Source organism: Rhodopseudomonas sp. BR0C11 (genome assembly GCF_010820945.1).
Lineage (GTDB): Bacteria > Pseudomonadota > Alphaproteobacteria > Rhizobiales > Xanthobacteraceae > Rhodopseudomonas > Rhodopseudomonas palustris_H.
This window is the reverse complement of the sequence record NZ_QTKI01000163.1, coordinates 1-9,799: the sequence shown is the minus strand read 5'-3', so window position 1 is coordinate 9,799 and position 9,799 is coordinate 1. Positions and strand designations below refer to the sequence as shown.

8 protein-coding genes are annotated in these 9,799 nt (G+C 64.8%); 1 reads left to right on the top strand and 7 read right to left on the bottom strand.

The features are described 5' to 3' along the window. From DYI24_RS14085 to DYI24_RS14060, 6 genes are all read right to left on the bottom strand, one after another. A partial coding sequence (locus tag DYI24_RS14085) for an AAA family ATPase (RefSeq protein WP_164572730.1) occupies window positions 1-637 on the bottom strand: 637 nt, incomplete at its 3' end. A gap of 2 nt (window positions 638-639) precedes the next feature. Next, the gene (locus DYI24_RS14080) at window positions 640-1,062 is read right to left on the bottom strand and encodes a ribulose bisphosphate carboxylase small subunit (RefSeq protein ID WP_013503624.1); all 423 of its coding nucleotides are present in this window, start codon (window positions 1,060-1,062) and stop codon (window positions 640-642) included. Window positions 1,063-1,215: 153 nt separating this feature from the next. Further along, the gene (locus tag DYI24_RS14075) at window positions 1,216-2,673 is read right to left on the bottom strand and encodes a form I ribulose bisphosphate carboxylase large subunit (protein WP_107343569.1); all 1,458 of its coding nucleotides are present in this window, start codon (window positions 2,671-2,673) and stop codon (window positions 1,216-1,218) included. A 201-nt stretch (window positions 2,674-2,874) separates the two neighbouring features. Then, a complete protein-coding gene (locus DYI24_RS14070; protein WP_164572729.1) occupies window positions 2,875-5,586 on the bottom strand; it encodes a PAS domain S-box protein in 2,712 nt (903 codons plus the stop codon). A 15-nt stretch (window positions 5,587-5,601) separates the two neighbouring features. Next, on the bottom strand, window positions 5,602-6,438 hold the full coding sequence (locus DYI24_RS14065) for a response regulator (protein WP_164572728.1): 837 nt from the start codon (window positions 6,436-6,438) through the stop codon (window positions 5,602-5,604). Between the two features lie 21 nt (window positions 6,439-6,459). Further along, complete coding sequence (locus tag DYI24_RS14060; RefSeq protein ID WP_349627776.1) at window positions 6,460-7,287, bottom strand: response regulator; 828 nt, start codon at window positions 7,285-7,287, stop codon at window positions 6,460-6,462. A 455-nt stretch (window positions 7,288-7,742) separates the two neighbouring features. Between DYI24_RS14060 and DYI24_RS14055 the strand changes: the two genes are divergently transcribed. Beyond that, window positions 7,743-8,711, top strand: a complete 969-nt coding sequence (locus tag DYI24_RS14055) for a LysR family transcriptional regulator (protein WP_164572727.1) — start codon at window positions 7,743-7,745, stop codon at window positions 8,709-8,711. 289 nt (window positions 8,712-9,000) lie between these two features. On the opposite strand, the gene hemA is transcribed toward DYI24_RS14055, so the two are convergent. Further along, window positions 9,001-9,799 (bottom strand): 5-aminolevulinate synthase (gene hemA / locus DYI24_RS14050; protein ID WP_164572726.1); only part of this gene is annotated, 799 nt, incomplete at its 5' end.

Sequence of the window (9,799 nt, the reverse complement as noted above, 5' to 3'; positions counted from 1 at the left end):
CGGTGTAGTCCGGAAAGTCGATATGGTGGGCGATCCGCGAGCGGAAGCCGGGATTGCTCTGGAAGAACTTCTCCATCCGGTCGGCATAGCCGGCCAGGATCACCACCAGATCGTCGCGCTGGTTCTCCATCACCTGGAGCAGAATCTCGATCGCTTCCTGTCCGTAGTCGCGCTCGTTCTCCGGGCGATACAGATAGTAGGCCTCGTCGATGAACAGCACGCCGCCCATCGCCTTCTTCAGCACTTCCTTGGTCTTCGGCGCGGTGTGGCCGATATATTGCCCGACCAATTCGTCGCGGGTCACCGAGACGACGTGGCCGCGGCGAACGAAGCCGAGCTTGTGTAGGATCGAGGCGATGCGCAGCGCCACCGTGGTCTTGCCGGTGCCGGGATTGCCGGTGAACGACATGTGCAGCGTCGGGTTGCCGGTGGCGAGTCCCATCCGCTTGCGCAGGCGTTCGACCAGCAGTAGCGCCGCGATCTCGCGGATGCGGGTCTTGACCGGCTTGAGCCCGACCAGCTCGCGATCGAGCTGATCGAGCACCTCGCCAATGCCCACCTCGTTGAACTCGGCGCGGAGATCGACGCGCGCGGGCGGCGCGTCGTTTCCATTGGGCGTCGTTGCTGTCGCGTCCACGATCAGCCTCCGTAGCGGCGGCCTTCAGGCTTGTCGGCCGAATAGGCGCGCGTGGTGTACCGCATGTTGCGGCCGTCGGACTCCTGACGGTCGAGCCGGAAGCCGGGCTCGTCCTTCGGGCGGTTGACGATGAAGGACAGCCGCACCGATTCCCAACCATGCGAGGAGTCGAACGCCGACAGCCGGATGTAGCGGTCGCCGTAGATCTTGCGGCATTCGTTGAGTTCCATCATCACGCCGGCGGCGTCCTGCAAATCGAACATCGGCAGGCCCCACATCTCCCAATAGGTGTTACGGGGATGCGGATCGTCGGTGAATTCGAGGTTCACCGCCCAGCCCTTGGACAGCGCGTATTGCACCTGGGCGGCGATCTGCTCGTCGGTGAGATCGGGCAGGAACGAGAAACAGCCTTGGGTCAGTCGCATGGATATTACTCCTTGGTTTTCGCCGTGCACCGAAAGCCTGCGTCATTGCGAGCGAAGCGAAGCAATCCAGCGCAGTGCACCGGGCTTCTGGATTGCTTCGTCGCTTCGCTCCTCGCAATGACGGGTCAAGGCCTATCGGCCGGGTTGAGGTTGTTAGACCGACACCGACGGGGTCGGCGCGTAGTCGGGGGTGTCGGTGGATTCGTAGTTGAAGGTCACGTTCTTCCAGGTGTCGAGCGCGGCCTTCAGCGGCGTGCAGGTCTGCGCCGCCTTGGCAAGGATTTCCGGACCTTCGTGCAGATAGTCGCGACCCTCGTTGCGGGCGAGGATCATGGCTTCCAGCGCGACGCGGTTGGCGGTGGCGCCCGCCGCGATGCCCATCGGGTGGCCGATGGTGCCGCCGCCGAACTGCAGCACGACGTCTTCGCCGAGCAGATGGAGCAACTGGTGCATCTGGCCGGCGTGGATGCCGCCCGAGGCCACCGGCATCAGCTTGTTGAGGCTGGCCCAATGCTGGTCGAAGAACAAGCCGTTCTCCAGCGCCATCGGGTTGAAGTCCTCGCGGCAGATGTCGTAGTAGCCCTTGGTGGTCGCCGGATCGCCTTCCAGCTTGCCGACAACGGTGCCGGCATGGATGTGGTCGACGCCGGCGAGCCGCATCCACTTGGCGATGACGCGGAACGACACGCCGTGATTGCGCTGCCGCGTGTAGGTCGAGTGACCCGCACGATGCAGATGCAGGATCATGTCGTTCTTGCGCGCCCACTTCGCCATCGACTGGATCGCGGTGTAGCCGATCACGAGGTCGATCATCACGATGATCGAGCCGAGCTCCTTGGCGTATTCGGCGCGCTCGTACATATCCTCCATCGTCGCCGCGGTGACGTTGAGGTAGGTGCCCTTGATCTCGCCGGTCTGCGCCTGCGCCTTGTTGACCGCCTCCATGCAGTAGAGGAAGCGCTCGCGCCAGTGCATGAACGGCTGCGAGTTGATGTTCTCGTCGTCCTTGGTGAAGTCGAGACCGCCCTTCAGCGCCTCGTACACCACGCGGCCGTAGTTGCGGCCCGACAGGCCGAGCTTCGGCTTGACGGTGGCGCCGAGCAGCGGCCGGCCGAACTTGTCCATGCGCTCGCGCTCGACCACGATGCCGGTCGCCGGGCCCTGGAACGTCTTCACATAGGCGATCGGCAGCCTCATGTCCTCGAGCCGCAGCGCCTTCAGCGGCTTGAAGCCGAACACGTTGCCGATGATCGATGCGGTGAGGTTGGCGATCGAGCCGGCCTCGAACAGGTCGAGGTCATAGGCGATATAGGCGAAGTACTGACCGGGCGAATTCGGCACCGGATCGACCCGGTAGCACTTGGCGCGATACTTCTCGGCCGCGGTCAGACGGTCGGTCCAAACCACCGTCCAGGTCGCGGTGGACGATTCACCGGCGACGGCCGCGGCGGCTTCGATCGGATCGACGCCGTCCTGCGGGGTGACGCGGAACAGCGCGATAACGTCGGTGTCCTTCGGCTCGTAGTCGGGCTCCCAATAGCCCATCTTCTTGTATTCCATCACGCCCGAGCGATAGCGGTCCTTGCCGCGGATGGTGACTGCTTCGTTCATGTCGTCCTCCTTGAAAGCCCTGGCCGGCCGAGGCGGCTGGATGGTCGGACACCGTTCGGGAACTCGATCGCGAAGTTCGCGCTGTGCCGATCGGCGTCGCGGGATGCGTTGTGGGAGGACATTGACCACAACCGCGAAAATAAGAGAAATTTTATTATCTTCGATATCGCAAAAGAATTTCTTATATCTTAGGCGACGCGATCAGGCCACCGCAGACGGAGCGTCGAGCACCGGCTCGGCGTTGTCGAGCGCGGCATGAAGCGCCGCAAACGCATCCGGAATATCCTTGTGGGGGGCGCAGGCGGCCTCCATCCGGCGGCACGCTGCTGCTAACTGCTTGAAGCCGAGCTGACCGGCGAGCGATACAGTCTTGTGAGCTGTGGCGCCGAGCGCGGTCCGCGCCTCGTGATCGAGCTTCATCGCGTCGATGTGGTGCGGCCATTGCGTCCTGATGCGCGCGATGGTGTCGCGAAGCTGCTCGGAAAAGCCCGCGATATCGTGGTCGCTGGCGAACATCCGCAGATCTTCCAGCGCAGCCTGATCGCGCACCGGATGGTCCGGCTCGGAGCCAAGCTCGATCGGCGCCAATGGCTCGGACGGCACATGCGCGATATCGCCGTCGATCCATCGCGCCACGCAGGCCAGCAGTTCGGCGCGGTTTATCGGCTTGCCGAGGTGGCCGTCGACGCCCGCCGCCTTGTAGCGCTCGACCTGCTCGGGAAGCACGTTGGCGGTGAGCGCGATGATCGGCACGTCGCGGTAAACACAGGCGAGCGCGCGGATCCGGCGGGTGGCTTCCAGCCCGTCCATCTCGCCCATCTGAACGTCCATGAAGATCAGGTCGTAGCTGCGGCTCGCCACCATCGCGATCGCGGCCGCGCCGCTGTCGGCGAGATCGACCAGGTGGCCGGCGCGGGTCAGCATCGTCTTGCACAGATCGCGGTTCATCTCGACGTCGTCGACCACCAGGATCTTGGCCGAGCGTCTGCAATGGACCTGCGCATCGTGGCGCTCGATATCGAGCCGTTCGGCGACCGGCATCTCGACTTCGAAATAGAACGTGCTGCCGGCGCCCGGCTGGCTTTCGATCTTGAGTTCGCTGTGCATCGCCTGGACGATCCGCTGCGAGATCGCCAGCCCGAGCCCGGTGCCGCCGAATTTGCGCGAGATCGTCTCGTCGGCCTGGCTGAAGCGCTTGAACAGCCCTTTCTGCGCCTCCGGCGAAATGCCGATGCCGGTGTCGGCAACGGAAATGCGCAGACGGACCAGATGATCGACCCGCCCGATGCACGACACGATCAGCTCGACCGATCCGGCCGAGGTGAACTTGACGGCGTTGTTCATCAGGTTGAGCAGCACCTGACGGAGCCGCACCGCATCGCCGATCAGCACCGGCGGCGTGGCGCGCGCGGTCGCGATCAGCTTCAATCCCTTCTCGTCCGCCTTCGGCTCGATGATCGATGCGCAATTGGCGATCAGCTCGTTGATGTAGAGCGGCTTGCTCTCCAGCGTGACGCCACAGGCTTCGATCTTCGAGAAGTCGAGAATGTCGTCGATGATCACCCGCAGCGAGTCGCTGGCCTCGAAGATCCGCATCACCTGACGGCGCGTGTCCGGCGCCAGCGTCTCGTCCTCCAGAACGAGATCGGCATAGCCGATGATGCCATTCAGCGGCGTGCGGATTTCGTGGCTCATATTGGCGAGGAAATCCGCCTTGGCGGCGCTGGCCTGTTCGGCGGTGGCGCGCGCGGCCTTGAGTTCGTCCTCGTATTTGAGCTGCTCGGTGAGATCGACCGCAATCCCCAGTACGCCGAGATTGACGCCGTCGCGGGTGCGCAGCCGGCTGAGGGTGAGCCGGGTCGGGATCCGATTGCCGAGCGCATCGATGTAGGTCCACACCGCGGTGTCGGGATCGTTACGGGCAAGGCGCGCCTGCAGCACACCGAGATTGGTGTTGACGGTCACTCCCTCCTTGCGCATCGCATCGGCACGCGCGGCGAGCTCGTCGGGGTCGTGGAACAGCATCGCGGTCGCGCGGCCGATCAGATCGGAGGCCTTGTAGCCGAGCATGCGCTCGGCGGCCGGATTGAACAGCGTGATGGTGCCGGAGACGTCGGTGGCGATCACCGCATAAGCGGCGCGTTCGAGAATGGCGGTCTGCAGCGTCAGGGTCTTCTCGAGCTGGCAGGTGCGCTCGGCGACCTGACGCTCCAGCGCGGCGTTGAGGTCGTGAACCTCGCGCTCCGCCTGCACCAGATCGGTGATGTCGCGCATCGACGCCGCCATCCCGATCAGCCGGCCGTCATCGGCGCGGATCGGCGAGATGCTGACGGCGACATCGACCAACGTGCCGTTTGCCCGCTTGCGCTTGGTCCAGAGATACGCGAACGCGGTGCCGTCGCTGATACCGGACAGCATCTGCTGCTCTTCGTCGCGCAGATCGTCGGGGACCATCAGCTCGGTGGCGTTCTGACCGATCGCCTGCTCGGCGGTGTAGCCGAACAGCCGCTCGGCGGTCTTGTTCCAGCTCAGCACCGTGCCGTCGATCGACTGGCCGACAATCGCGTAGCTCGATCCCTCGACGATCGCCGCAAGGTGCGCCTGCTTGAGCTTGTGCGCGTTGCGCCGCTCGTAGCGCGACAATTGCAGTTCGATCAGGCCGGCGATCGACAGGCCGACCGCCAGCGAGATCACGAAGATCCACCACGGTACGTCCAACCCGTGCCCGAGACCGGGAGGCTCCCAAGTGCGGGTGTATTGCGAGGCGATCCGCCCCGCCATCACGCTGAGCGAGACGATCACCGCGACGCCGAACAGGCGGACCAAGGCACGTCCGCCCCGCCGCACCGGCCGTCGCGGCGCCGGAATCGGCGCACCTTCGAACTTCCGCTTGGCGTCGTTGAAGTCGTTCATCGGTGCGCCATCCGGCTAGACCGCTGCGTCCGGCCTGGACTCGCCGGTGCAGTACTGCTGGATCGCATCGAACAGCGCCTGCACGTCGAACGACTTCTTGAAGATCGCAACGGCGCCGGAATGGCCCAGCATATCGCGCTTCAGCAGCTTGGCGGTGGCTTCATCGATCTCCCATCCGCTGAGGACGATGACCGGGATCTGCGCCGTGGTGCGCGAGCTGCGCAGCCGCATGATCAGGAAATCGGCATCGCCTTCCGGCATGTGATAGTCGGTCACCACCACGCTCGGATACTGACCGGCCGCCATCCGCAATGCACGGGCGGCGTTCGGCGCATACAGCACCTCGATCCCGAGTTTCTTCAGCCGGCTCGCCAGGAACTGGCCGACCTGCTCGTCGTCGTCGACCACCAGCACGCGCGGCCGGATCGGCAGCACGTCGAGCCCGGCCATCAGCGGCCCGGTGTGCTCGGCGATCGCTTCGGCCATCTGCGGAAAGATCTCGGTGAGCGCGCAGCTGATGTGATGCCAGAACTGCTCACATTTGCAGGCGTAGAACATCCCCATCGCCTCGCAGCGCTCCAGCGTCTCCTCGCAGGTGATGCCGGTGACGACGATGACGTCGACCGGCAGGCCACCCGGTTCGAGCAGATGAAACGAAGCGGTGAGCCCGTCGAGCTTCGGCATGTTGATGTCGACGATGATCAGGTCCGGCGACTTGCGCCGCGCCTTGAGCAGCATCTGCAGGCCGTTGGTGGCGGTGTCGACCTCGAAGCCGATCTTGCGGCATCGCGCCGACAACGCGGCCAAAACCGCCGGATCGTCGTCCGCAATCAGGATCACAGGGGCGCTCATACGGCTCTCCAGTCGCGCTGATCAATCCGGCCGCAGGCCGCTGTTCTGGTCCAAGAGGTCGAGCAATTCGTCGAGACGGGACACCACGTCGGCCCGGGAAGCCGGATCGTGCAGCGCATGCTTCAGCGCGCGCTCCACCTCGGCCGCAGCCGCGCTGATCGCCGCAAAGCCGTAGATCCCCGCAACGCCGACCAACTTGTGGGCCACGTGGCGCAGACCGTCCGGGGCCGCGCCGGATTCGAACGGCTCCCGCAGCTCGCGCAGCAGCGCGGCGTCTTCCCTGAAGCGGTCGCGGATCTCGATCTCCGGAGCAGGCGCTTCATCGTCGACAGCCGCCGCCGCCAGCTCGAGATAGCTGCGCACGCTGCTGATCAGTTCGCGCAGATTGAACGGCTTGGCGATGATGCCGGAGGCGCCGAGCGATCTGAAATCGGAGATGTCGTCGAACCGGCCGCACGCGGTGGTGAAGACCACCGGGATGCTCATGGTGATAGGCTGATTGCGGAGTTCTTCGAGGAATTGCACGCCGTCGACATCCGGCATCGAAACGTCGCTGAGGATCAGGTCCGGCAGCCATTCGGCCGCGGCGCGCACGCCTTCCTCGGCGGAAAGGCATCCCCTGGTTTCAAGATCCGGATCTCGGGACAACACCGCGGCGACGACCTTCAGCATCGCTGGATCGTCATCAATATGCAGAATACGACTTTTCACACGACCTCCCTTTCGACGATCGCATGTCGCTTTTTGCCGTGGCGGCAGCCGGCCACTCCATAGTACGCAACGAAACCGCGAGAATGATGATAACTCGCTCGCTAATATACCGTTTAAATGAACGTGATTCTCGTGCACCGCAAAGCTAAACAGACTGATACTCGTTATCTCACGTAGTTACGTAGTAATCATGGCATTCATTGCAGCGCACCAAAAGCGGCATTCCAACCAATATTGCTTTTCGGCTAAATCACAGAACCCGCCATTACAGCGAACTAATCACTAGATCGATCAATTCATGAGGAACCAGCAAGCCAACTAACACAATCCGGCACAGACTCTCCCCGCTGCGCGCCCAATTTCGTGCAGGCACCCGCCTCGCCATCGCCGCGCCCATAAGACCTGGCCCGCAGCGAAGAACCCGGCCGTGGCTGTGTCAGTCGGCGACCAGCTCAATGCGAGCTCAGGGCGACACGCCTCGTGCACCCGCCCCCCATAAGCCCGGAGCCGGGCTGACAGATCCGCGTCCAGGTTGACCCTCTCGGGCGAATAGCCGACAGTTCGCAATCGTTCCCGTACGCCGTGTTTGTTTGATGAGCCGACAGTTCAAAACCGTCTCGATTCGCCAGCTCCGCGCGCTGGCGGCGCTGGCCGAGACCGGCAGCATCACAGCGGCGGCCGGCAAGCTGAACCTGACCCAACCGGCGGTCACGCTGCAGCTCCGCAATCTGCAGGCGCTGGCCGATCTGCCGCTGATCCAGCGCAGCAACGACGGGATGCGGCTGACCGATGCCGGGCGCGAGGTGCTGGCGCTCAGCGAGCGGATCGAGGCGGCGATCGCGGCCTGCGAGACCTCGCTGGAGATGATCGCCGGCAAAACCGCCGGGCGGATTTCGATCGGTGCGGTGTCGACCGCAAAGTACTTCGTGCCGTTCGCGATCTCCGGCTTCCTCAAGCGCCATCCGAAGATCGACGTCCACCTGTCGATCGGCAACCGCCAGGAGATCGGCGCGGAGCTGCGCAACTACGAGCTCGACATCGCCATCATGGGACGGCCGCCGGTCGATCTGGAAGTCGATGTCCACCTGATCGGCGATCACCCCCACGTCATCATCGCGCCGACCGCGCACCGGCTGGCGCGCAAGGACAACATCGCGCCGCAGGAACTCGCGAACGAGACCTTCGACACCCGCGAGCCCGGCTCCGGCACCCGCAGCCTGATGGAGCAGTTCTTCGGCGGCGCCGGAATCAGCCCGCCGGTCGGCATGGAGATGAGCAGCAACGAGACCATCAAGCAGGCGGTGATCGCCGGGCTCGGCGTCGCTTTCATCTCCGCCCACACCGTCGCCACCGAGCTCGACGAGCGGCGGCTGGTGATCCTGGACGTCGAGGGGCTGCCGGTGGTGCGGCAATGGTTCCTGGTCAGCCGCAAGGACAAGGTGCTGCTGCCGCCGGCGCGGGCGATGCTGGAGTTCATCAAGGCCGAAGGCTCGCACTTCCTGCCGCGCACCCATGGCCGGATGCGCCTGACCCGGCCATCGCCGCGCGGCAAGCGAGGCTGAACCGAGGGGGCCGGTGGCTCTGATCCGCTGAGCCCGGCCCTCGCCGTCGAAAGATCTGAAGCTCGGATATGCCGAACCGCCCCTCACCCGGATTGCTGCGCAATCCGACCTCTCCCCGCGCGCGGGGAGAGGTTAGGCCGAGCGCGAGACTGAGGCTCTCAAACGCCCGAGCCAGTGTGGGCTTCGGCGTTTGACCGAAGCACACCGCCGCAGCGCAGAGCCCCGCCAAAAACAAAGGCGCGCGCCGGGAGGCGCGCGCCAGTCTTTCTCGGGTAGATCAGTGAAGAGCTTAGGCAGCCTTGGCGAGGCCGACCCGTGCCCAGATTTCAGAGAGCGCCTGCACCAGATGCTCGATGTCGGCGTCGGTGTGCTGCGGCGACGGCGTGATCCGCAGCCGCTCGGTGCCGCGCGGCACGGTCGGATAGTTGATCGGCTGCACGTAGATGCCGTAGCGGTTGATCAGCTCGTCGCTGATCTGCTTGCACAGCACCGCATCGCCGACCATCACCGGCACGATGTGGCTCGGGTTCGGCATGTGGGCGACGCCGACCTGGTCGAGCCGCATCCGCAGCCGGGCGACACGATCCTGGTGACGATCGCGCTCGGCCGAGCTGGAGCGGATGTGGCGGACGCTGGCCAGCGCGCCGGCGGCGACCGCCGGCGGCAGCGAGGTCGAGAAGATGAAGCCCGAGGCGAAGCTGCGGACGAAATCGCACAGCGCCGCCGAGCCGGTGATATAGCCGCCGACGATGCCGAACGCCTTCGCCAGCGTGCCTTCGATCACGGTGAGGCGGTGGCTGAGGCCTTCGCGATCGGCGATGCCGCCGCCGTTCGGGCCGTACAGGCCGACGCCGTGAACCTCGTCGAGATAGGTCATGGCGTTGTGCGCGTCGGCGACGTCGCAGATCTCGGCGATCGGCGCGATGTCGCCGTCCATCGAGTACACCGACTCGAACGCCACCAGCTTCGGCGCGTGCGGGTCGAGATCGGCGAGCTTGCGCTCGAGGTCGCGCGGGTCGTTATGCGCGAAGATCCGGGTCTCGCTGCGGCTGTGACGAATGCCTTCGATCATCGAGGCGTGGTTGAGC

Bases quoted from the DNA above. Each gene is read 5' to 3' on its own strand.
- DYI24_RS14070 (WP_164572729.1), bottom strand. From the start codon at position 5,586: ATGAACGACTTCAACGACGCCAAGCGGAAGTTCGAAGGTGCGCCGATT.
- DYI24_RS14065 (WP_164572728.1), bottom strand. From the start codon at position 6,438: ATGAGCGCCCCTGTGATCCTGATTGCGGACGACGATCCGGCGGTTTTG.
- DYI24_RS14075 (WP_107343569.1), bottom strand. From the start codon at position 2,673: ATGAACGAAGCAGTCACCATCCGCGGCAAGGACCGCTATCGCTCGGGC.
- DYI24_RS14055 (WP_164572727.1), top strand. From the start codon at position 7,743: ATGAGCCGACAGTTCAAAACCGTCTCGATTCGCCAGCTCCGCGCGCTG.
- DYI24_RS14080 (WP_013503624.1), bottom strand. From the start codon at position 1,062: ATGCGACTGACCCAAGGCTGTTTCTCGTTCCTGCCCGATCTCACCGAC.